Here is a 22818-nt window from a genome sequence, read left to right as displayed (position 1 = left end):
CCGGGGCTGGGCCTTTCCCCGCACTCGGCCGCACCGCGGGGTCCAGCGCCAGCGCCACACTCACCGCCAGGGGAGGCACTCGCGCCAAGATTGAGCTCACCGCCGCCTGGGCAAGCGTCATCAGGGAGGCCGACACGCTTCCCGCGCGTGGCCCCACCGCCAGCACCACCCACACCGAGAAGGCCAACGCACTTCCCGCGCGTGGCCCCACCGCCAGCACCATCCACACCGAGAAGGCCGACGCGCTTCTCCCGCATGGCCGCGCCGCCAGCGCTATCCACACCGCACTTTCCGGGCGTGGGCTCACCGCTGTCCGCACCGAGCAGGCGGGAATCCTCCAGACGCCTGCAAGGGCCAGTGTCCTCGCCGGGCGCGGCGTCGCTACCAGGGCGATCCGCGCCACGCGTTCCGGTGGGAGGCGTTGGCCGCCGGGCGGCCGGGACTGTGCCTCGAAGTCCGAGGTTGTTGCCGTCGCGGGCGCCGCCTTGCGTTGGGAATGCTACGCGCCGACATCTGGCAGCGGGGCGCCGCCGCGGGTGGCTCCGGCCGCGGGCTGCGTCTCGTCTGCTGGTTTGAAGCACTCGACAGCCGAGGAGCGATACAGCCGAGAAAAATCAGACCCGGCAGTCTGCGGTCGGTGACCGGCGCCTGCCAACAATTCGCGCCCGCGATATCGGCCGGGAATTTCTTGGGCGCCTTTCCTTCGATTTCTGCGTTCGATTTCTGCGCAGAAAGAGAGCCTGGGCTATGCGCACCATTCTGCGATGTGACGAGGGCGGTGCAGTGTGGTCTGGCACCACTGTGCGTGAGCGAACTGTGGCTCAGGGGGTCAACAGCTGGTGGATCGCTTGTAGTAGCTGGTCGTTTTGGAAAGGCTTGTGCAGCAGGGGGGCGTCGGGGGGCAACTCCTGGCCGCCGGGGGCCGGGCCGCTTGTGTAGCCGGACATGAACAGCACCGGCAGGCCGGGGCGGCCTCGGCGCAGCTCGGCCACCATTTGGGTGCCTGACATGCCGGGCATGATTACGTCGCTTACCAGGGCGTCTACGTGTAAGTCCGGGTCCAGGCACAGCTTCAGTGCAGAGTGAGGGTCGCCTGCTGCTCGTACCTCGTAGCCCGCCTTGGAGAGGATGCGACAGACTATGTCGCGTACGCCGTCTTCGTCCTCCACGACCAGGATGCACTGGCCGGTTCCGGCTGCTGAGGCTGGGCGGACCGCGGGGGCCGGAGCCGACGAGGCCTCGTGGCTGGCGGGTAGCCGGACCAGCACCGTGGTGCCCTGGCCGAGCTGGGACTCCAGAGCTATCGTGCCGCCGGCGTCCGTCACCACCCCGTACGCCGTGGCCAGTCCCAGGCCGGTGCCCTTGCCGCGGCCCTTCGTGGTGAAGAACGGCTCGAAGGCCCGTTTGATCACCTCGGGGGGCATGCCGCAGCCGGTGTCGGTGATGGTCAGGTGGACGAAGTCGGCTGCGAGGTCGGCTGCCGTGGCTATTGTCAGGCGGCCTCCGGAGGGCATTGCCGCTCGCGCGTTCATCACCGCGTTCATCAGCACCTGTTCGAGCTTGCTGCGGTCCATCGTGATCGGCGGCAGGTGGGGAGTCAGCACCGTGCTGAGCTCGATGTCCTCGCCCAGGGTCCGGCCCAGCAGGCGCTGCATGTCGGCGGCCACCACGTTCAGGTCGAGGGTTTCCGGGCGGGAGGGTTCCAGGCGGCTGAAGATCAGCAGTTGGCGGGTGAGGCCGCTGCCCCGGGCCGCCGCCTGCTCGATGGCCTGCACGTCGGGGCGGCACGAGTGGTCCTCCAGTTCGGCGCTCAGGAGCTCGGCGTAGCCGGAGATCACCGCCAGGATGTTGTTGAAGTCGTGGGCTATGCCGCCGGCCAGTTGACCCAGCGAGTCGAGGCGCTCGGACTGCCGCAGCCGCTGTTCCAGCTGTTCGGCCTGCACCCGCTCGGAGACGTCGCGCAGGATGCCCTCGACCGCCACGGTGCCGCCGTCCAGGCCGGTGATCGCGCTGGCCCGCTGCTCGATCCAGGCCGTTCCCCCGCCCCGGCGCCGGAAGCGGACCGTCAGCGTGCCCGGGTCCGACGACCGCCAGCAGCGGTCCAGCACCTCGCGGTCGTCGTCCTCGGCCACCCGGAAGATCAGGTCGGGCTCGGCGTAAAACTGGTCGGGGCGGTAGCCGGTTATCTCCTCGACCGCGGGGCTCAGGTATTCCATCCCGGCCGTGGGCCGCAGCCGGTACCGGAAGATGATGTCCCGGGCGTGCTCGGCGAGCAGCCGGAACCTTTCCTCGCTCGCCAGCAGCGCCGCCTCGGCCCGGCGCCGCTGCCGGCGTTCGGCCGCCTCGTGCAGTTCCCGCTGCACCGCGGGCGCCAGCCGGGTCAGCCGGTCCTTCAGCACGAAGTCGCGGGCGCCGGCCCGCATCATGGCGGCCGCGGTCTCCTCGCCCACCTGGCCACTGACCAGCAGCACCGGCACGTCGGCGTCGTACGCCCGCACCTGTTCGAGGGCCTCCTCGGCGCGGAACACCGGCATGTTGTAGTCGCAGATCACCACGTCCGGCAGCCGCTTGTCGAGGGCCGCCGCCACCCCAGCCGCGGTGTCCGCCCGCACGTGGTCGACCCGCAGCCCGGCGCGGGTGAGCTGCCGCGCGATCAGGATGGCGTCGTCGTCGTTGTCGTCCACCACCAGGACGTGCACGAAGTCGCTCATCAGCTCTCCCAACCCGCGGGAGCCGGCGCCAGGCTGAACACGAAGTCGCTCATCAGATCTCCCAACCCGCGGGAGCCGGCGCCAGGCTGAACCGGAACGTGGCGCCCTGACCGGGTGCGCCCTCGGCCCGGATCCGGCCGCCGTGCCGGGTGACGATCCGGTGCACGATGGCCAGGCCGATGCCGGTGCCCTCGAACTCGCCGGACGAGTGCAGCCGCTGGAACGGGTCGAACATCTTGCTCGCGTACCGCATGTCGAAGCCTGCCCCGTTGTCGTGCACCGCGAAGACGTCGATGCCCTGCTGCCGTCGGACGCTCATCCGGATCAGCGGGTCGGCGGTGTACGCGGTGAACTTCCACGCGTTGCCGAGCAGGTTGACCAGGGCCAGCCGGATCAGCTGCGGGTCGCCGCGGGCCACCAGGCCGTCCGGGATGGCCAGCAGGATCCGCCGGCCCGGGTCGGCGGCGGCCAGTTCGGCCAGCACGTCCCGGGCCAGCGCGCTGATGTCGGTGCGTTCCGTCCGCAGCTGGGAGCGGGTGGCCCGGGACAGGTGCAGCAGGTCGTCGATCATCTGCGCCATCCGGCCCACGTTCACCCGGATCCGGCGCAGGTACTGCTGGGCCTCCTCGGCCAGGTCGCCGCTGTAGTCCTCGAGCAGCGCCTGGCTGAAACCTTCCAGCGAGCGCAGCGGAGCACGCAGGTCATGCGAGATCGAGTACGCGAAGGCGTCCAGCTCCCGGGTCGACGCCTCGAGTTCGGCGGTGCGCTGCCGGACCCGCAGCTCCAACTCGTCGTTGAGCCGGCGCACCTCCTCCTCGGCCCGCTTGCGCTCGGTGATGTCGGTGGAGATACCGCAGACCGCGTACGCCGCTCCGGCCGCGTCGGTGAGCGGGAACTTCACCGTGACGTACGTGTGCAGGCCGTCGTCGGCCGGCGCCTGCTCCTCGAACTGCACCGGCACCCCGCGCGCGATGGCCTGCAGGTCGTTGGCCCGGAAGTCGTCGGCGATCGGGCGCGGGAACAGGTCGTGGTCGGTGAGCCCCACGATGTCCGCCCGGTGCAGGTCGAACAGCCGCTCGTACTCCCGGTTGACCAGCAGGTAGCGCCCGGCGACGTCGCGCATGTAGATGACCGCCGACGTGTGATCGAGCAGCGCCATGAGCTGCTCCTGGCCGATCGCCACGGTGTTCACGCAACGTCACCCCACCCGTGCGATCGAGACCGTTGCGGCCGACCGTACCCCTCTCACCTGCTCATTTTCCGCCGATTCGGGAGTAAAGACGGCGTTTCGCAACGGTGCCAGCGGGTGTTCCTGCCGGGCACGGGTGATCCGTTCCAGGAAAGTCTCGTTCATCCCGGTGGTGCCGGCCCGGTTCGACACCAGGTGCTGGTCGCCCTCGCCGCTGAGATCGCGCCGCCGCTGCGGCTTGAACAGGTACTTCTTGCTCAGCATGAGATGTGCGCCGGAGGCCCGGGCATGCGCGCTGAGCAGCCGGTACCAGTCCATCAGCGCCGGGTGATGCCCGACCAGCCGGCGCAGTTCGGTCCCGGCGCTGGCCCGCAGGCCGTCCGGGTCGAGGCCGAGCCCGGCCAGCAACTGCTCCGGCAGGGCCGGGCGGCCCATCAGCCGGTCGATCACCTCGCGCTCGCCGTCCAGCAGGGCCGGAAACAGCCGCCGTACGTGCTGGTCGTAGCCGGACAGGCCGATGCCGAGCAGGAAGTCGCGCTTGAGCGCCTCCGGGTCGAGCGCCCCGCTGGGCGGGATGTCGCCGGCCGTCCAGTGCACCGCGAACTGCCGGAACACGTCCATGAAGTGCTCGGCCGGCAGGGCCCGTTCGGGCGGCAGGGCGGCGAAGTCGAGGAACAGCCGGCGCATCGCCTCGATCAGCTCGGTGGCCAGCCGGACCCGCTCGACCGCGTCCGCCGAGAGCAGCCCGGCCTCCTCCCGGCTCAGCGGCTCGAGCAGCTCGTTGGCCGCCAGTTCGACCGCCTCGCTGCGCTTGACTAGCAGGAAGAACTCCTCCTCGCCGGCCGTGCCGGTGTAGCTGCGGATGCGGCCGTCGTCGAAGACCCCGGGCAGGGTGGTCATCACCTCCGGGCCGCGGCGCACCTCCAGCGTGCCGACGTTCCAGCGCACCAGGGAGGCGTACGTGTCCCGGCCGTAATGTCCCTGCCCGGTCCGGTCGGCGAGCGCACCGAAGTAGTCCAGGAAGGGCACGTCGCCCACCGTGAGACCGTCGAACGCGCGTTCCGGATCGGCCTTGGCATTGGGGTGCCACTCCTGGAAGTGGCGGGCCACCGAGGCGCCGGCGAACCCGAGCCGCACCACCAGGCGCTGCGCCTGCTCGACATCGAGCCGGTGTACTTCGGGCAGGTGCGGCAGCAGCATCTCGCGAACCTGCTCGGCGAGCCGGCCGGGCGGCACGTCGCCCCGCAGGATCGCTCGGTTGAGCCGGGGAAGCTCCTCATCGACCCAGGCGCCCAACTGTCGGAACACCATACTTGTCCGTTCGGCCAGTCCGACGTATCCCTTAACGCGTGGAGCTCAAGGGGCTGCGGGACCGCGTCGCCGATCTGGTCGACGACCTGCGCGACCAGGCGGCCACGGCAGCCGGCCTGCGGGCCGGGTACGCCGCGGAGCCGACGGCCGCCACCTTCGAGACCTGGCTGGACGAGGTGCTCGACCAGGCCGCGGTGGCCTGGGTGCTGGGCTGCGTCTTCGTCCGGTTCTGCGGCGACAACGGCTGGATACCGGCGCGTCTGCCGGTCGAGGCGGGCACCGACCGTGACCGGCTGCTCGCGCTGTTCGGCCACCTGGCCCGGCTGCCGGCCACCGCGCGCCTGTTCGACGAGCACAACCCGGTGTGGCGCTTCACCATCTCGGAGCGGGCCGCCGCGCGCCTGGTCGCGCACTTCCACCGCGAGCGGGAGCGGCTCGGCCCGGGCACCCGGTTCCTGGGCGACCTCTATCAGGGTCTCTCGGCGCACGCCCGGCGCACCTACGGGCTGGTGCAAACCCCCGACTTCGTCGAAAACTTCATTCTTGACCGTACGCTCGAGCCCGCTCGCCGTGAGTTCGGCCTGCCCGGCGTCCGGGTCGTCGATCCCGCCTGCGGTGCCGGCCACTTCCTGGTCGGCGCGTTCGACCGGCTGCTGCGTGGCTGGCGCGCCGCCGAGCCGGGCACCGCCGTACGGGTGCTGGTCGAGCGGGCGCTGCGCCAGGTGACCGGGATGGACCTCGACCCGTTCGCGGTGGCGATCGCGCACTTCCGGCTCTCGGTGGCGGCGATGTCCGCGTGCGGCGTCACGACCCTGGACGGCGGGGCCGCGTTCGAGCCTCGCCTGCTGGTCGGCGACGCGCTGCTGGCCGGCGACGACCAGTTGCCGGCCGGCGCCTTCACCGTGGTGGTCGGCAACCCGCCGTACCAGACCGTGAAGGACCGGGACCGCGACCGCGAGTACCGCCGGCGCTATCCGGCCTGCTCCCGCAAGTACGCGCTGACCGTGCCGTTCACCCAGCTGTTCTTCCGGCTGGCCCGCCCGGCCGCACCGGACGGCACCGGCGCCGGGGTGGTCGGCCAGATCACCGCGAACTCGTTCATGCGCCGCGAGTTCGGCCGCAAGCTGGTCACCGCGTTCCTGGCCACCGAGGTCGAGCTCACCGAGGTGATCGACACGTCCGGCGCGTACCTGCCCGGCTACGGCACGCCCACGGTCATCCTGATCGGCCGGAACCGGCCGGTCGACCAGCGCTGGAGCGGCCCGATCCGCACCGTGCTGGGCGTGCGCGGCGAACCGGGCCAGCCACCCGACCCGGCCCGCGGACACGTCTGGTCGGCGATCGCCGGGCAGATCGACCGGCCGGGTTCGAGTTCCGCGTGGGTCTCCGTGGTGGATGCCGACCGCGATCGGCTGGCCCGGCACCCGTGGAGCCTGTCCGGCGGCGGCGCCGACCTGCTCACGGCCGAGCTCGAGGCGCATCCGCTGCGGTTGCGCGACCGGACCGCGCGGATCGGCGTCTTCGGCATGACCAACGCCGACGACGTGCTGCTCGCCGACCGCCGCACCTGGTTGCGCCGGGTCGGCACGCTGGCCATGAACCGCCGGGTGGTGGTGGGTGACGAGCTGCGGGATTGGTCCTGCGAGGACGGGGTCTGGGCATTTTTCCCGTACGACGAGAGCCTGCACCTGCGCGAGCTGACCGACCCGGCCTATCAGCGCTGGTTGTGGCCGGTCCGGACGGTGCTCGGCAACCGCGCGACGTTCCGCGGGCGCACCTACTTCGCCGAGGGCCGCCCGTGGTACGGCTGGCACCAGGTCACCGCCGACCCGGACGCGCATCCGTGGTGGATCGCGTACGCGTTCATGGCCACCCACAACCACTTCGTGCTGGACCGCGGCGGCCGGGTCTTCAAGCAGTCGGCCCCGGTCCTCAAGCTGCCGGCCACCGCCACCGAGGACGACCACCTGGGCCTGCTCGGCCTGCTGAACAGCTCGATCGCGTGCTTCTGGCTCAAGCAGGTCAGCCACAACAAGGGCAGTACGGTCGACCGGCGCGGCGCCCGGCAGACCACGGTGGCCTGGGAGAACTTCTACGAGTTCACCGCCACCAAGCTCCAGCAGTTGCCGCTGCCGCCCCGGTTGCCGGTCCGCGCCGCCCGATACCTGGACGACCTGGGCCGCCGCGCGGCCGCCACCACCCCCCAGGCGGTGGCCGCGACCGGGGTGCCGGACGCGCAGCGGCTCGCCGCGGCCCGGGCCGAGTGGACCACCCTGCGGTATTCGATGATCGGCGTGCAGGAGGAACTGGACTGGGCCTTCTACCGCGCCTTCGGCCTGATCGACGAGGACCTGGTCGCCGGCGGCGGACCGGCGCCCCGGCTGCGGCTGGGCGAGCGGGCCTTCGAGATCGCGCTGGCCCGGCGCGGCGAGACCCAGTGGTTCGAACGGCACGGCTCGGTCCCGGTCACCACGCTGCCCCGCGACTGGCCGCCGGCCTACCGCGCACTGGTCGAGCGCCGGCTGGCCGCGATCGCCGGCCACCCGGCCCTGAGCCTGGTCGAACGCCCGGAGTACAAACGCCGCTGGGCCGGCAAGGACTGGCCCGCGATGCAGGACGAGGCCCTCCGCGACTGGCTCCTCGACCGCCTCGAGTCGGCCCCGGTGTGGACGCCGGCCGCCGCCGCGCAGCCGCGCCCGGCAGACGGTGGCGCTCCCGGAGCGCTTCCGGCACCGCTGTCCATTGCGCAGCTCGCCGCGCGGGTCGCGCCGGATGCCGAGTTCCGGGTGGTGCTGGCACTGTGGAGCGGGGCGGATGCCGCCGACCTGACCCGGTCGGTGGCGGCGCTGCTGGCCGGCGAGTCGGTGCCGTTCCTGGCGGCGCACCGCTTCACCCGCTCCGGGCTTCGTAAATACGCCCAGTGGGAGCGCACCTGGGCACTCCAGCGGCGGGTGGACGCCGGCGAGACGGTGGAGATCCCGGTGCCGCCGCGGTACCGGGCCGCGGACTTTCGCCGGGTCAGCTACTGGCGGCACCGCGGGGCGCTGGATGTGCCGCGCGAGCGCTTCATCGCGTACCCGGGCGGTGTTCTGGGTCTTGCGGCCTGGAACCATGCCGCCCGGGCGCAAGCACTCGCCTCGCTCTATCGCGAGCGGGAGCGGCGTCGCGACCGGCCGGTCGCGACGCTGCTGCCGCTGCTCGCCGGGCTGGCCGAGCTGGAGCCGTGGCTCGCGCAGTGGCACCGCGCCACCGAGGTGACCGCGCTGATCGACGCCGAGCTGGCCCGGCTGGGTGCGGACCGGTCGGTGCTGACCGCGATCCGGGGCCTGACCTAGGGAAAACCCTCTCGATGTCCCGGTTTATTGACACTTGTCAATCTCGATGCGAGGGTACGGACGCGGAGAAACACCAGCGGAGGGAACCATCTCATGCGTCTACGACGGCTCTTGGCATCCGGCATCGCAGCGGTCGCGGCCGCCACCGGCATCATTGCCGCATCCGCGCCCGCACAGGCCGTCGCCGCACCCACGCTGGCCTCGACGATCGCGCTGAACAACTGCTCCGGCTCGCTGGTCCGCTTCCCCACCTCGGCGATCACCGACCGGGCCCTGCTGCTGACCAACGGGCACTGCTTCGAGGGCGGCTTCCTGCGGGCCGGACAGGTGCTGCTCAACCAGGCCAGCAGCCGCACCGGCAACCTGCTGGACAGCACCGGCGCCACGGTCGGCACGGTCCAGGCGGATCGCCTGCTGTACGCCACCATGACCGGCACCGACGTGGCCCTCTACCGGCTCACCTCGAGCTACGCGAGCCTGCGCCGCAAGTACGGCGCCACCGCGCTGACCATCGCGAAGCGCCGCCCGGCGCCCGGCGCCTCGATCGCGATCCCGTCCAGCTACTGGAAAGAGGTCTGGACCTGCAAGGTCGACAGCTTCGTGCGCACGCTGCGCGAGGACGTCTGGACCTGGCGCGACTCGATCCGGTACGACGTCAACTGCGACACCATCCACGGCACCTCGGGCTCACCGGTCGTCGACGCCACCACCGGCCAGATCGTCGGCATCAACAACACCGGCAACGACAACGGCGCGATGTGCACGTTGAACAACCCGTGCGAGGTGGCACCGGACGGCACCACCTCCGCCTACCTCGGGCAGACCTACGGCCAGCAGACGTACTGGTTCAACACCTGCCTGACCTGGCGCCGGACGATCAGTTTGTCCAAGCCGGGCTGTCTTCTGACCAAACCGACAACCTGACTCGTCCATTCGGAGGAATCACCGCAGGTCCGGCGGGCATTTCCCGCCGGACCTTTGTCATGTGAATCGAAATATGGCACATGCGTATTCACCTAATCGTGTTTGCGTTTCCGGCCGGACAAATGCCGCGAATTTCCTATGATCATCACATCGGCAATATCCGGACACGAAGAGGTGAATCGATGAATAAAGTAACCCGCTTCATTGCTATGACGGGATTGGCGTTCGCCGCCAGCACCACCATCGGAATCGGTGCCGCGTCGGCCGCCAACGCCGCGCCCGCCACGCCGTCGGCCGAGAGCAAGACCGCGGCCGCGTCGAAGGACCGGTTCGGCCGGGACCGGGTGATCGGCGTCTACCGCAGCCGGATCACCTGCCACCGGATCGGCAACGCCGGTGAGTGGCGTAACCGCTGGGACGACTACCGCTGCGTCCCGGTCCGGGTCGGCTTCCACCGCACCGCATGGAAGCTGATCGCGGAGTACAACCGTGGCCACCACGGCTTCCCGGGGAACTGGGGACCGAACCACCACCAGGGCCACGGCGGCTTCCCGGGCGGCGGCCCGCACTGGAACCAGAAGAAGCGCTGATCCTCCCGTCACCACAGGCGAGGGCCGCACCCCATCACGGGTGCGGCCCTCGTCGCATTTCTTGGCAAATGGGAATACTCACAGCATACTCCCAGGAAGTTTCTTGAATACTTTGCGGTATTGACACTCATCTCCACGGCACTCAATATGGGAGCGCTCCCAAATCCCCATTTCCTTTGTGCTCCGCCGAAAGCCGCTGGAGAACCATGCAAACCGCGATTCCCCGTCGCGTCGCGCTGGGCGCTGCCCTGCTCGCCGCCGCCACCGCCCTGGCCGGCTCGCCGATGCCTAGCGCATTCGCCGCCCCCGCGCCGGTGTCCGTCATCGTCAACACCCGCGCCGGACTGGCCACCGTCCCCACCACCGCCCTCGGCGTCAACCACGCCATCTGGGACACCACGCTCGGCTCCGACGCCGTCTCCGACCTGCTGTCCGGCGCCGGGGTCCGGATGATGCGCTACCCGGGCGGCTCGTACGCGGACATCTACCACTGGGAGACGCACACCGCGCCCGGCGGCTACGTCGCCCCGAACACCGACTTCGACACGTTCATGTCCGGGGTCAAGCGGGCCGGCGGCGAGCCGATGATCATCGCGAACTACGGCACCGGCACCGCCGAGGAGGCGGCCGGCTGGGTCAAGTACGCCAACATCACCAAGAAGTACGGCGCGAAGTACTGGACCATCGGCAACGAGAACTACGGCAACGGGCACTACGGTTCGGCGTGGGAGGCGGACAACCGGGACGACAAGTCGCCGGCCGGGTACGCCAACGAGGTGATCGCGTACAGCACCGCGATGAAGGCGATCGACCCGACGATCAAGGTGGGCGCCGTGCTCACCATGCCGGGCAACTGGCCGGACGGCATCGTCGGCACCGGCGACACCGCGTCCTGGAACCAGACGGTGCTGAGCATCGCGGGCCCGCACATCGACTTCGCCGACGTGCACTGGTACCCCGGCGGTGGCAACGCTGCCGAGGGCCTGACCAGGACCGAGCACATCGGCGACGCCGTCTACCTCCTGCAGAAGCAGATTGACACGTACGCGGGCGCCAACGCCGGCCGGATCAAGATCAGCATGACCGAGACGAACGTGGAGCACGGCCGCAACACGCAGCCGGGCGCGCTGTTCCTGGCCGACGCGTACAGCGGGTTGCTGGCCAACGGCGTCTTCACGGTGCAGTGGTGGAACGTCCACAACGGCATGGGCCCGGTGACCGAGGTGGCCGGCCAGACCGACTACCACGACTACGGCCTGCTCTCCAGCGGCAACTGCAACGAGGACAACACGGTCTGCCAGCCGCCGCTGAACACGCCGTTCGCCCCGTACCACGCCCTGAAGTTGTTGTCGTCGTTTGTGCAGCCCGGTGACCAGATGGTCCGGGCCGGCACGAACAACGCGCTGGTGGCGGCGCACGCGGCCCGCCGGCCCAACGGCGATCTCACGGTCCTGCTGCTCAACAAGGACCCGGAGAATGCCCAGGAGGTCGACATCGACTACCGCGGCTACACGCCGTCGTCCGCCGCGCCGACCGTGCTGACCTACGCGAACGGCGGCACCGCGATCTCCACCGCCGGATCGGCCAGCACGCTTCCGCCGTACTCCCTCACGCTCTTGACCTTGAAGCCGGCGGCCGCGGCCAGCACCGCGCCCAAGGCACCGGGCCAGCCGACGGTGAGCGAGGTGACCGACCGGAGCGCCACGATCTCCTGGCCGGCGGCGTCGGGTGCGGCGAAGTACGAGGTCTACCGCGCGAACGGTGCGGTCAGCGAGCAGCTGGGCGAAACCGGCGGCACGTCGTTCACGGTCCGCAACCTGCAGCCCGGCCGCCGCTACACGGTGAACGTGCTGGCCCGCGACGCGTCCGGTAACCAGTCGTGGTCGTCGGTCCCGCTGACCTTCACGACGGGCGCCCCCGCCACCAGTTCCTGCAAGGTGAAGTTCGCGAACACCAACGACTGGGGCAACGGCTACGTGGCCGCGGTCGACATCACCAACACGAGCGCCAACCCGATCAACAACTGGACGCTCGACTTCACCTGGCCCACCACGTGGCAGAGCGTGAGCGGCGGCTGGAGCGCAACCTGGACCCAGACCGGAACGGCCGTGAAGGTGACGGGCGACGGCCCGATCGCCGCAAACGGCGGAACGGCGTCAATCGGGTTCGTCGGTTCCTACAGCGGCCCTAACGTGCCGCCCACGACGTTCACCCTGAACGGATCGGTCTGCGCCGCCGGCTGACCACCGTTCACCAGCGCCTGCGGCGCGTTGCCCTCGGGACCAGGGCGGCGCGCCGCAGGCCTTCAGCCCTCTGGACACCGCGTCAGAGAGTCAGCCTGCGGCGTAGCCACCGCTCGGCGGGGCGCTCCACGGCCGCAAACAGCAGGCTGGCCACCACGACGGAAACGGCCAGGACGCCGACCGCGATCACCAGCCACCGGCCCGGAGATACCGGTCCGCCGCCGAGCCCTGCCGCGAGCAGCTCGATGACCGAGGCGTGCACCAGGTACAGCGCGAATGAACGCTCGCCGAGCCACACGAGCCAGCGGCTGCGCAGCAACGACCGGCGCTGTTCCGCATCGGAGCCCGCGGCGACGGCGATGACAGCCAGGAACGCCGGCAGTAGCGCCGAGTCGGCCAGCACCCGCGGGATCTGCCCCTCGCTGTCGCGCGGCTCGAGCCAGGCGACGGCGGCGTACACCACCACGACGGCGGCAACCGGCACGGCGATCGGGCAGCGCAGCCGCCACCCGCGTCCCATCGCCAACGCCAGCCCCATGCCCAGGATGAACTCGCCGATGCGGTAGGCGGGGTTGAGGTACAGCAGGAAGCCCCATGCGGTGTCGGGCACGACGAGGACGACGGCGAGAGCACCGAAAACCAGCGATGCCACGACTACCGCGGCGGCACGCCTCAGCCGGGCGGCCGGCCACGTCGCGGCCCCGATCAGGAACGGGAACAGCGCGTAGAAGAACGCCTCAGTGGACAGCGACCAGGACGGCCCGTTGAACGCGTAATGCCAGCTCGGCGGCGGAGCCCAGACATGCACCAACAGCAGCACCAACGGCATGGCGACCCACACCGGACGGTCACCGACGAGATACGCCACCGGGATGGTGGCGAAGGTGACTACCGCATGTGCCGGCCAGATCCGGGCGAACCGCCGCGCGTAGAAGTCCCGCGGGGCATCGCCGGGGCGAGCCGACCAGGTCAGCACAAAGCCGGAGAGCGCGAAGAAGAACGACACGCCGGTGTACCCCAGTTCGGCCCCGCGGTGGACCGCGCCCACCGTCGGGAACGTCCCCACGACGTGCACGCACACGACACCGACCGCGGCGAAGAACCGCAAGCTGGTCAGCGAGTCGAGCCGCGGCCGGTCGCCTGCCGGGGGCCGCGGCTGGTCCCGTTCACCGCTGACGGACAGCATCGAAGCACTCCCGCCTCGGCCGCTTGACCGGGGCAATCAGGTTGCGTGTGTACGGCACACGGGATGAGCCCGCGTGACCATACGCCCTATTAGTTCCTTATCAGGAGTATAATAGAATATTTCTAATTAATTGCTCGGTGATCGCGCGATGCCAGTGGCGTTTCCAGCCGGTGACCGGCAGACGGGCGGATCGCGGCAAGGAGGAAGAAGATCCACATCAGGCGGGAGTCGTAGTAGTCGCCGGAGAAGAGCCCTGCGCAACCGATGACAATGCCGCAGTGAACGGCAGTCCTCGCCTCCAGGGAACGCTGCGGGTAGGGGACCCGGGCATACTCACGGCGCAGAGCGGCGAAGGCGGCCACCAGGAGGATCAAACCCACCACCCCGCCCTCAGCGGCTACCGCCAAGGGGAGGTTGTGTACGTAAACTCCGGCGGTGCCGACGTCGGCGACGACCGAGAAACCGTGTACGCCCACGCCGAAAACGGGATGCTCGACGAAGACGATCAGGCCCTCCTCGTACAGGACGTCCCGGCCCGAGGTGTAGCGCTGCTCCAGGGTGGCGACCGCGAAGCGGTTCTGGGTCAGAGCCACCACGGTCTCGCCGACGAAGTACCAGAAGACGGCCCCCATGCCGACGAAGAGGAGCAGCGCGCGGACGAAGCGGCGAGACCAGAGGACCGGCCAGAGCCTGGGCAGGGCTATGACAATGGTGATGCCCAGGGCGATCAGGCCGCCCCGCGAGCCGGAGGCCAGAGCGCCCACCAGGAACGGGGGCACGCCGATGAGCCAGAACAGGCGATCGCCGCTGCGGCAGTAGAGGTACACGGCGGCCAGCATGCCGAGGATCATCACGCGAACGAAGACGTTCGGACCGCCGCCGAAGGCTGCCCAACGACCGCTCGCGGTGTGGCCTCTGCCGGACGCGGCATACAGGAAGTAGAGCCAGGCCGCGCCGTACAGGCAGGTCAGGGTGATGCGGACCACCCGGTCGCTGTCCCATTCGGCGAGCGCGGCATAGACGCACACCAGGACCGTCGCGGCCACCAGATCGGTCAGGACGTCGTTGAGGACGGCGCCGGGCGGGGCCCACCACGCCGACAGCATCTGGTATCCGAACAGGAGCAGGACCGGATGCAGACTGCGCCGGGTGCCCAGGGCGGTGCCCAGTCTTGTCAAACGTGAGCCGGGGCGGCGGGCGGCGGCGGTAGCCTCCAGGGCAAATGCCATCAGCAGCGCGGAGAACAGCAGCACCCGTGAGTCGTTGAGCACCGGGATCGTCAGGCCGAGCCGGTCGAGCGTGAAGTGGCCGGCCAACGTCGCCACGAATGCGAGGCCGATGACCACGATGGTCGGCTTGGGCTGGTCAGCGGCACCGGACAGACGCAGCCCCATTCCGACGAGCGTAACGACGTCGGTACCTCGGCGACGATGACATTGAGATGTGCGAGTAGAAGGCCGGTGCTGGTGGTGAATGCAGCGGGGCCGGCCGGAGTGTGCGTCTCCGGCCGGCCCACCCCCTCTCAGCGAAGCTTTACATGCTGATGCTGGCCTGCGGTCCGGTGTAGGTCTTGACCAGGCTGGGCACGTTGGCCGCCGGGTCGAGCGTGTAGCTGTAGAAGCTGCTCGGCGTGAAGGTCGAGCCGCCCGTCTCCTGCTGACCGGACGAGCTGACCACGATGCTGCCGGTCTGCTTGAGGCCGCCGGTGTCGTAGTAGAAGGGGTCCTTGACCTTCTCGAAGTAGCTGTTCTCGATCACCATCTTCGTGCCGCCGCGGGCGTAGTTGCCGTACGACGTGCAGTTCTGCAGGTAGTTGTTGTAGAGGTGCGCGTACTGCAGGTTGTCCGCGCTGGGGTTGCGCTGGTTGGAGTTGTAGATCCAGTTGTGGTGGATCGTCATCCGGGCCGTGACGTTGGTGGTCCAGCCGATGCCGAACGTCTTGTTGTGGTCGCCCATCTTGTTCCAGGACACCGTGATGTTCGTGCTGTCCTTGCGGCTGTCGATGTAGCCGTCGTTGATGTTGGTGAACGTGTTGTGGTCGATCCAGACGTTCGAGACGGTGTCCATCTGGATGCCGTCGTAGTCGAAGTCCTTGTCGTCGGGGTCGTCGGAGGCCATGGCGGTGTCGCCGATGGTCAGGTTCCGGATGATGACGTTGCGGACGCCGGTGTTGAGGAAGAAGCCGCCGTTCCTGATCCGGCCGGTGGTGCCGACGCCGACGATGGTCTTGTTGGAGGTGACCCGCATTTCGTCGCCGTAGGTCGGATAGGTGATCGTCCCGGAAACCCGGATCACGTACGCGGCCGACGCCGTCGCGTACTTGAGCAGGTCGGCGTAGTTGCTCACCGTCACGGTCGTGCCGCCCGCGCCGCCCGTGGTGCCCTGGGCGAAACCGTCCGCAGTGTTGGACCACGTACGGCCGCCGTTGCTCGGCGGGGTCGTGGTGGGACCGGCCGTCGGACCGGTGGTCGGACCGGACACGTAGTTGAACGAGAACTGCATCCGCGAGATGTCCGAGCAGGTCTCCTCGACGATCGGGTTGTTACCCGCCGTCGAGCCGTCCTTGTTGCTGATGCACAGGCCGGTCGCCACGCTCTTGACCAGGTACTTTCCGGACGCCGCGGTGGACGGCGAGAACGTCCACAGCTGGTTCACCTTGGTGCCGTCGCCACAGCCGTACTGCTGCAGCTGGTTGCCCGAGACGGTCGACGAGCTGGGCACGTCGACGCACCGGCCGCCGTTGCCGTTGACCAGGTTGAACTGGCCCGAGCCCTGCACCTTCCACTGCTGGTTGGTGGCGCCGCTCGCACACGCGGTCTGCACCAGCAGCGCGCTGTTGGCCGTCGACTTGCCGGCCACGTCCACGCACTTGCCGCTGGAGCCGGACGCCAGCGTGTAGATCCCGTTCGCGACCGGGGCGGTGGCCGCCGCGGACGGCATCATCGTCACCGCGATCACCGCGCCGGGCACCGCGACCGCGATGGCGGCCGCACCGATCAGCTTCGTCTTCAGTTTCACAGCGGGTTCCATCCGTCCGAGCCGGCCAGGTACTTCTGCGGCGTGTAGTTGGCAGCCTGCGAGTCCGAGAGCTGCGGCCGGTTGCTGTTGGTGCCGGCGCCCGAGCCGGTGTTCTTGTATTCGAGGAACCGCGCGTTCTTCCACACGTTGCCGGACATGTCCGTCCACGGCTGCGCGGTCTTGATCGTGGCGCTCAGGTTCGACTCGCGGTACAGCACCTGCGCGGCCTGGCCCCACGGGCGGCCGAGCTGGGTGGTGTTGTTGGTCGCGCCGGTGATCGTGCACTTGTAGAACAGGAAGCCGTACGTGTTCGCCGCGTCGGTCTTGGCCGCGGTGATCGGTCCGCCGGTGGAGCGCTTCTCGTAGATCTGCGAGGCGTTGAACACGCCGGTGCCGCCGCCGAAGATGAAGTCGACGGTGCCTTCGATGTACGAGTTCACGTAGTACGACCGGTAGTTGTTGAGCAGCAGGGTGTCCTGCGCGCCGAGGAACCGGACGTTCCGGAACACGGCCCGGTCGCCGTTCACGTTGACCGCCACGGCCTGGCTGCCCTCGCCGTAGTCGTTCGACATCGTCAGGTTGGTGGCGACGAAGTCCTTGCCGTTGACGAAGACCGTCGCGCTGCCCGAGGTGCCGTAGCCGCCGGCCGAGCTGTGGTTGTTGACGATCACCGTCTGGTTCGCGGTCGAGCCGAGGCCCTGGAGCGTGACGAACGGCTTGTTCGCCGGAATGGTCACGATCTCCCGGTAGGTGCCGGCCTTGATGGTGATGGTCCGCCGGGTGGTGTTGTTGGCCGGCACCGCGTCGATCGCGGCCTGCACGGTCGAGTACTGCCCGGTCCCGTCCTTGGCCACGGTCGGCGCGCCGGACGGCGGGTTCGTGGTCGGTGCGGCGGTCGGCGGCGTGGTCGGACCCGCGACGTAGTTGAACGAGAACTGCATCCGCGAGATGTCCGAGCAGGTCTCCTGCACGATCGGGTTGTTACCCGCGGTCGAGCCGTCCTTGTTGCTGACGCACAGGCCGGTCGCGACGCTCTTGACCAGGAACTTCCCGGCCGCGGCGGACGAGGCCGCAAACGTCCACAGCTGGTTGGTCTTGGTGCCGTCGCCGCAGCCGTACTGCTGCAACTGGGTGCCCGAGACGACCGAGGCGCTCGGCACGTCGACGCACCGGCCGCCGTTGCCGTTGACCAGGTTGAACGAGCTCGAGCCCTGCACCTTCCACTGCTGGTTGGTGGCACCGCTCGCACACGCGGTCTGCACCAGCAGGGCACTGTTGGCGGTCGACTTGCCGGCCACGTCGACACACTTGCCGCTGGACCCGGATGCCAGGGTGTAGATCCCGTTCGGGACGGGGGTGGTGGCCGCGGCGGACGGCAGCACCGAGTACACGATGGCGGCAGTCGCGGGGACGACGACCGCCAGAGCAGACACCAAAAGACGTCTAGCCTTCAACTTCCCGATCCTCTCGCACGAGACGTGACGCTGGGTTCGGGAGCGCTCCCAATTTCGTCACGCTGAGTGAAACCGCCTCGGGGACAGGCGGTACTCTGGTAGACGCCCCAGCGATGGACCGACAACAGAAACCTCAGAAATTAATTCGGAGGCGCTTGCTTTACAGCCTCGGGAGAGGCGTGTCACGATACGGCTCGGCTTCCGTTGTCGCAGTTCATGCCACTCCCCTCACACGTCATGGGAGCAATGGGTGAGCGACAGTCGCCTATGTCCCGGTCCGCGGGCCGGTCTCGGCAGCGCGACCACGTGAGGGAGGGCGTGCGGTGACACAGAGTCAGATCACGACGGACGTCGCCCGGCTCGTCCGGGACGCCCAGGCAGGCAGTTCGGGCGCCCTCGACGAGCTGGTCGCCGAACATCTGTCGTTGATTTACAACATCATCGGCCGGGCTCTCGGCGGTCACCCGGACGTCGACGACGTCGTGCAGGAAACCATGCTGCGCGCCATCCGCGGCCTGCCGGCGCTGCGTGAACCGGACCGCTTCCGATCCTGGCTGATCGCCATCGCGTACCGCCAGATCCAGCTCTACCTGCGCTCCAAGAAGGTCACCCGGCTGCGCAGTGTGGCCGACCCGGTCGAGGTGCCCGACCCGCGCGGCGACTTCGCCGACCACACCGCGGCCGAACTGGTCGTCGCCGACCAGCGACGCGAGCTGGTCGAGGCGGCCCGCTGGCTGGACGACGCCGACCGCCGCTTGCTGGGGCTGTGGTGGCAGGAGGCCAGCGGTGAGCTGACCCGCTCCGAGCTGGCCGCCGCCCTCGAGGTGCAGCCCAAGCACGCCGCGGTCCGGGTGCAGCGGATGAAGGCCCAGCTGGACGCGGCCCGCGGCATCGTCCGGGCGCTGCGCGCCAGGCCCCGCTGCCCGGTGCTGACCGACCAGTTGCGCCGCTGGAACGGGGCCACCGATCCACTGTGGCGCAAGCGTCTGGTGCGGCACGTCCGCGAGTGCCCGCAATGCGAACCGCGCCGGGAGGGCCTGGTCGCACCCGAGGAGCTGCTGCTCGGCATGGCCGCTCTGCCGGTGCCGGTGGGCATGGTGGCGGCGCTGCACGCGGCCGGTCCGGCGACGAAGGCCGGCCTGCTCAGCCTCGTGCAGCAGAAGACGCTGGCCGCGGCGGCTGCCACCACTGTCGCGGTCGGCGGCGGGGTCGCGTACGCGGTCTATTATGAGACGCTCCCACCCGGCGGCGAGACGGTCGTGGTCGCACCCACCCTCACCCGATCGGCCGCGCCGGGCACGGCGCGCCGGGTCCAGGGCGGCGGCACCGCATCGGCCAGCCCGAGCGCGAGCCCCACCCCGACCAGCCGTGAGGTGGCCGGCCTCGGCGTGCAGAACGCGAACATCTTCGTGGCGCCGAACGGTTCGGACTCCGGCGACGGCACGTCCCGCAAGCCGTACGCCACCCTCGGTAAAGCGGTCTCGGTGGTGAAGCCCGGACAGACCATCGCGCTGCGTGGCGGCACCTACCGACCCACCGAGGGCATCGAGATCACCACCAACGGCACCGCGGACAAGCCCATCGTGCTCAGCAACTACCGCAACGAGCGGGTGATCATCGACGCGTCGGGCGTTCCCGCCGAGGAGTGGGCGATCGTGCAGCGGACCACCAACTGGACCGTGCAGGGGCTCGAGGTGACCAAATCCAAGAGTCACCCGTACGTGTGCCGCGCGTGCCGGGACAACGTCTTCCGCCGCCTGTCGATGCACGGCAACGCGCGTTCCGGCCTGCTGCTGCGCGACCCCGGCACCAGCGGCAACCAGGTGCTGGACAGCGACTTCTTCGGCAACGGCATCGGGCTCGGCGTCATGTTCGGCGACGGCACCGGCAACCTCGTCCGGGGCAACCGCGCGTACGACAACGGGCCGGCCGGCTTCGACACCGGTGAGTTCGCCGGCGGGATCTCGTTCGAGTACAACTGGGCGTTCGGCAACGCCAAGAACGGCTTCGTGCTCGGCGGCGGCGACCCGGTGATCGCCGGTGCGCACCGGCTGCGGCACAACGCGGCCTGGGACAACGTCGGCGAGGGCTTCAGCGACGAGGGCGGCAACGCGGCACTCGAGTTGACCAACAACACCGCTTTCCGTAACGGCGGCGACGGCTTCCGGCTACGCTCCGAGATCGCGGTGTTGCGCTCCAACGCCTCCATCGACAACGGCCGCGGCACGATCTCACTCTCCGCAACGTCGTCGCAGAGCCGCAACAGCTGGCAACTGGACGGCTGGAGCGCCGACACCTTCCGCTCCACCGACCCGGCCGAGGCGATCGGCCCGCGCCAAGCCGATGGGCGGTACCCCCGGACCGCGTTCCTGGTCACCGGCAACGGCGTGGGCGCATCGATGGCCGGCCCCGGCTGATCGCGGCGGCACCGCCGGTGGCTACGTCGGCGACTGCGGCCGGATCAGCTCCAGCCATCGCGCGGCCTCGTCCGCCGGCAACGCCCGGTCGACGTTGATCTCCGGGGACATCAACGGAAAGACCCGACCCACATTCCACGTACGCCGTACCGCCGGGCGGTCCAGCACGACCACCCGGCGCTCGGCCACCGGCGGAAGGTCGGCGGGACGGCCCTGGCTCACGTCGGTACCGGCCGCGTCGACCAGCTGGAACTGACCGGTGATACCGCCGGGCGGTGCCATCTCGCCGGTGGCCGCGGCCGCCACCCACTCCGGCGGCGGTGACTCGCCCGGCAGGTAGCCGTCGTCCGGGTCGCCGACCAGCACCGCGGCCAGCAGCGTGTGCAGCTGGAAGTTGTCGCCGACGCCGGCGATGGTCACCTCGTACGCCCGGCCGGTCTCCCGGTGCACCACGACGATCTGCTCGTCGTCGAGCACGAGCAGCAGGCCGAGCAGCCAGGCCGCGTCCTCGATCGGGCCGACCACCGCGGCCGTCGCGCTGGTCAGCCGGTCCCGCTGCGGCAGGGCCAGCCGGGCTCGTTTCTGTTGCAGCGGCACCAGCAGCCCCGGCAGCCAGCCGTTGATCGTGAACCGGGCCTGGGTGAGCGCCTCGACCTCGTCGTTGTCCAGCCCTTCGCCGGCCATCTCGGCCAGCGCCTCGTACACGGCGGCCTGCTCCAAGCCGTCCGCCACCCGGGCGACCAGGGCCGGCAGCACCGGCCGCGGATCGGCGCCCGCCTCGATCAGACCAGCGACCAGTCCGGCCAGCAGGCCACCGTTGCCGATGGCGACGCCTTCGAGCGCCGGCACCAGCCCGGCCACGCCCGCGGTGAGCTCCGCCTCGTCGGCCTGCGTGACCCGCTCCACCACGGCGGCGAAGCACTCGGTGGAGGCCCGCTCGTCGAGCCGCAGCACGGCTGCCGACAGATCGGCGCAGAGTTCGGGCAGTTGCCGCCCGCTAGGTCCAAGCACCAGGGCAGGTTAGTGGATCACACGGCTGGCGCCCACCTCACCTACAGCAAAGGCCCGGTCACTTGACCGGACCTTGCCTCGTGCAGGTGGGGTGATCGACGGGACTTGAACCCGCGACACCCGGGACCACAACCCGGTGCTCTACCAGCTGAGCTACGACCACCATGCGCGCACAGGAAACTCTCCCCGTGGTGCCGGGCAATCATAGCCGGAACCCCCGCAGGGTCGTCGAGCGGGTTGCCGACCCGGACGGGTGACCTACAACTCGGCGGCGATGGCCTTGGCCGCCTCGACGTCCGGGCCGGGCAGCGGGACGAAGACCGTGCGCCGGTAATACTCCAGCTCACGGATGCTTTCCCGGATGTCGGCGAGGGCCCGGTGGGCGAGGCCCTTGGGCGGCTGGCCGAAGTACACCCGGGGGTACCAGCGCCGGCACAACTCCTTGATCGAGGACACGTCGATCATCCGGTAGTGGAGGTGCGAGTCGAGGGCGGGCATGTCGCGCGCCAGGAACCCGCGGTCGGTGGCGATCGAGTTGCCACACAGCGGCGCGGTGCGGGGATTGGGGACGTGCTCCCGCACGTACGCCAGAATTTGCTCTTCGGCCTCGGACATCGTGATCGTCGAGCGCCGGACCTCATCGGTCAGGCCCGACTTGGCGTGCATGTCCCGGACCACCGGGGGCATCGCGTCGAGCGCCGCGTCATCGGCATGGATGACCAGGTCAATGCCCTCGCCCAACACGTTGAGCTCGGGGTCGGTGACCAGCGCCGCGACCTCGATCAGCTTGTCCTTGCCGAGATCCAGACCGGTCATCTCACAGTCGATCCACACCAGAAGATCAGCCACGCCGACAGCCTACGCCCGAGTACCCGACATCGCTTCGCTGTCCCGCCCCGCCACCCATCCGGGCCCGATCGCCGCTTTGTCCGCTTTCGAGCCGGGACTTCCAGTTTGGTGGTTCGAGGGCTAAACTGGTCTTAACGGACGAAGCCCCCCTTCGGTTACTCCGTTCCCCCGGTAAAGGGCCCTCCACGTCGGCAGCGTGGAGGGCCCTTTCGGTTGCTTCTTCAACAGTTGTGTGTTCTTCCTCAGTCCAGCTCCGACATGCCCGGCGCGGGCCGGCGGCGCCGTGCCGGCGCGGTGGACGGTGCCTCCTCGATCTCCACGATCGGTCCAGGATCGGCGATCGCACGGCGGCGGCGCCGCTGAGCGGAGGCCGCGAACAACTCGGCCGCCTCCCGCCGGTAGCTGGACAGGCCGCCGTCGGGTGGGGTGGCTTTCGCCATGGTGGGGGTCGTCTTTGCTGGGGTCGCCTTCGCCTTTGCCGGGGTCGCCTTCGCCTTCGCCGGGGTCGCCTTCGCCGGGGTCGCCTTCGCCGGGGTCGCCTTCGCCGGGGTCGCCTTCGCCGGGGTCGCCTTCGCCGGGG

At 69.7% G+C, this 22818-nt stretch carries 15 protein-coding genes and 1 tRNA gene; 5 read left to right on the top strand and 11 right to left on the bottom strand.

The genetic code is table 11. The features are described 5' to 3' along the window. Positions 1–821 precede the first annotated feature (821 nt). The 3 genes from Ari01nite_RS40090 to Ari01nite_RS40080 are packed head-to-tail and all read right to left on the bottom strand — an operon-like array spanning position 822 to position 5211. Positions 822–2711 (bottom strand): response regulator, encoded by a 1890-nt coding sequence (locus Ari01nite_RS40090; RefSeq protein WP_203788542.1) that lies wholly within the window; start codon positions 2709–2711, stop codon positions 822–824. A gap of 52 nt (positions 2712–2763) precedes the next feature. Beyond that, positions 2764–3903 (bottom strand): sensor histidine kinase, encoded by a 1140-nt coding sequence (locus Ari01nite_RS40085; RefSeq protein ID WP_203788540.1) that lies wholly within the window; start codon positions 3901–3903, stop codon positions 2764–2766. Positions 3904–3909: 6 nt separating this feature from the next. After that, positions 3910–5211, bottom strand: coding sequence for a hypothetical protein (locus Ari01nite_RS40080; protein ID WP_203788538.1), 1302 nt, complete (start codon positions 5209–5211; stop codon positions 3910–3912). Positions 5212–5249: 38 nt separating this feature from the next. Between Ari01nite_RS40080 and pglX the strand changes: the two genes are divergently transcribed. The 4 genes from pglX (at position 5250) to Ari01nite_RS40060 (ending at position 12303) form a co-directional block, all read left to right on the top strand. Then, positions 5250–8546, top strand: coding sequence for a BREX-2 system adenine-specific DNA-methyltransferase PglX (gene pglX / locus Ari01nite_RS40075; protein ID WP_203788536.1), 3297 nt, complete (start codon positions 5250–5252; stop codon positions 8544–8546). Between the two features lie 93 nt (positions 8547–8639). Next, positions 8640–9470, top strand: a complete 831-nt coding sequence (locus Ari01nite_RS40070; RefSeq protein WP_203788534.1) for a S1 family peptidase — start codon at positions 8640–8642, stop codon at positions 9468–9470. A 182-nt stretch (positions 9471–9652) separates the two neighbouring features. Beyond that, complete coding sequence (locus tag Ari01nite_RS40065; protein WP_203788532.1) at positions 9653–10060, top strand: hypothetical protein; 408 nt, start codon at positions 9653–9655, stop codon at positions 10058–10060. Between the two features lie 206 nt (positions 10061–10266). Next, complete coding sequence (locus Ari01nite_RS40060; protein ID WP_203788530.1) at positions 10267–12303, top strand: cellulose binding domain-containing protein; 2037 nt, start codon at positions 10267–10269, stop codon at positions 12301–12303. A gap of 82 nt (positions 12304–12385) precedes the next feature. Here the strand turns inward: Ari01nite_RS40060 and Ari01nite_RS40055 are convergent, their stop codons facing one another. From Ari01nite_RS40055 to Ari01nite_RS40040, 4 genes are all read right to left on the bottom strand, one after another. Next, positions 12386–13489 carry an acyltransferase family protein gene (locus Ari01nite_RS40055; protein WP_203788528.1) on the bottom strand — a complete coding sequence of 368 codons (1104 nt, stop codon included), beginning with the start codon at positions 13487–13489 and terminating at the stop codon, positions 12386–12388. Between the two features lie 122 nt (positions 13490–13611). Beyond that, positions 13612–14883 carry an O-antigen ligase family protein gene (locus Ari01nite_RS40050; protein WP_203788526.1) on the bottom strand — a complete coding sequence of 424 codons (1272 nt, stop codon included), beginning with the start codon at positions 14881–14883 and terminating at the stop codon, positions 13612–13614. A 139-nt stretch (positions 14884–15022) separates the two neighbouring features. Further along, positions 15023–16507 (bottom strand): RICIN domain-containing protein, encoded by a 1485-nt coding sequence (locus tag Ari01nite_RS40045; RefSeq protein ID WP_239163423.1) that lies wholly within the window; start codon positions 16505–16507, stop codon positions 15023–15025. After that, the gene (locus tag Ari01nite_RS40040) at positions 16504–17940 is read right to left on the bottom strand and encodes a pectinesterase family protein (protein ID WP_239163422.1); all 1437 of its coding nucleotides are present in this window, start codon (positions 17938–17940) and stop codon (positions 16504–16506) included. The genes Ari01nite_RS40045 and Ari01nite_RS40040 overlap by 4 nt, the downstream gene beginning before the upstream one ends. 344 nt (positions 17941–18284) lie before the next feature. Here Ari01nite_RS40040 and Ari01nite_RS40035 point away from each other — a divergent pair, with 344 nt between their 5' ends. After that, positions 18285–20378 (top strand): sigma-70 family RNA polymerase sigma factor, encoded by a 2094-nt coding sequence (locus tag Ari01nite_RS40035; RefSeq protein WP_239163421.1) that lies wholly within the window; start codon positions 18285–18287, stop codon positions 20376–20378. A 21-nt stretch (positions 20379–20399) separates the two neighbouring features. Here Ari01nite_RS40035 and Ari01nite_RS40030 read toward each other — a convergent pair whose 3' ends face one another. The 4 genes from Ari01nite_RS40030 to Ari01nite_RS40015 form a co-directional block, all read right to left on the bottom strand. Beyond that, positions 20400–21389, bottom strand: a complete 990-nt coding sequence (locus Ari01nite_RS40030) for a hypothetical protein (RefSeq protein ID WP_203788522.1) — start codon at positions 21387–21389, stop codon at positions 20400–20402. 87 nt (positions 21390–21476) lie between these two features. After that, positions 21477–21552 (bottom strand) — tRNA-His (locus Ari01nite_RS40025). 95 nt (positions 21553–21647) lie between these two features. Beyond that, positions 21648–22238, bottom strand: coding sequence for an oligoribonuclease (gene orn / locus Ari01nite_RS40020; RefSeq protein ID WP_203788519.1), 591 nt, complete (start codon positions 22236–22238; stop codon positions 21648–21650). Between the two features lie 242 nt (positions 22239–22480). Then, a complete protein-coding gene (locus tag Ari01nite_RS40015; RefSeq protein WP_203788517.1) occupies positions 22481–22678 on the bottom strand; it encodes a hypothetical protein in 198 nt (65 codons plus the stop codon). Positions 22679–22818 lie beyond the last annotated feature (140 nt).

The organism is Paractinoplanes rishiriensis (assembly GCF_016862375.1).
GTDB classification, from domain to species: domain Bacteria; phylum Actinomycetota; class Actinomycetes; order Mycobacteriales; family Micromonosporaceae; genus Actinoplanes; species Actinoplanes rishiriensis.
Note: the sequence above shows the minus strand (reverse complement) of the source record. Positions and strands in the feature narration are given on the sequence as shown.

What these genes read in the sequence shown, in the direction of transcription:
- Ari01nite_RS40090 (WP_203788542.1), bottom strand. Translation starts at nt 2,711, where the DNA reads ATGAGCGACTTCGTGCACGTCCTGGTGGTGGACGACAACGACGACGAC.
- Ari01nite_RS40080 (WP_203788538.1), bottom strand. Translation starts at nt 5,211, where the DNA reads ATGGTGTTCCGACAGTTGGGCGCCTGGGTCGATGAGGAGCTTCCCCGG.
- Ari01nite_RS40070 (WP_203788534.1), top strand. Translation starts at nt 8,640, where the DNA reads ATGCGTCTACGACGGCTCTTGGCATCCGGCATCGCAGCGGTCGCGGCC.
- Ari01nite_RS40065 (WP_203788532.1), top strand. Translation starts at nt 9,653, where the DNA reads ATGAATAAAGTAACCCGCTTCATTGCTATGACGGGATTGGCGTTCGCC.
- Ari01nite_RS40060 (WP_203788530.1), top strand. Translation starts at nt 10,267, where the DNA reads ATGCAAACCGCGATTCCCCGTCGCGTCGCGCTGGGCGCTGCCCTGCTC.
- Ari01nite_RS40055 (WP_203788528.1), bottom strand. Translation starts at nt 13,489, where the DNA reads ATGCTGTCCGTCAGCGGTGAACGGGACCAGCCGCGGCCCCCGGCAGGC.
- Ari01nite_RS40050 (WP_203788526.1), bottom strand. Translation starts at nt 14,883, where the DNA reads ATGGGGCTGCGTCTGTCCGGTGCCGCTGACCAGCCCAAGCCGACCATC.
- Ari01nite_RS40015 (WP_203788517.1), bottom strand. Translation starts at nt 22,678, where the DNA reads ATGGCGAAAGCCACCCCACCCGACGGCGGCCTGTCCAGCTACCGGCGG.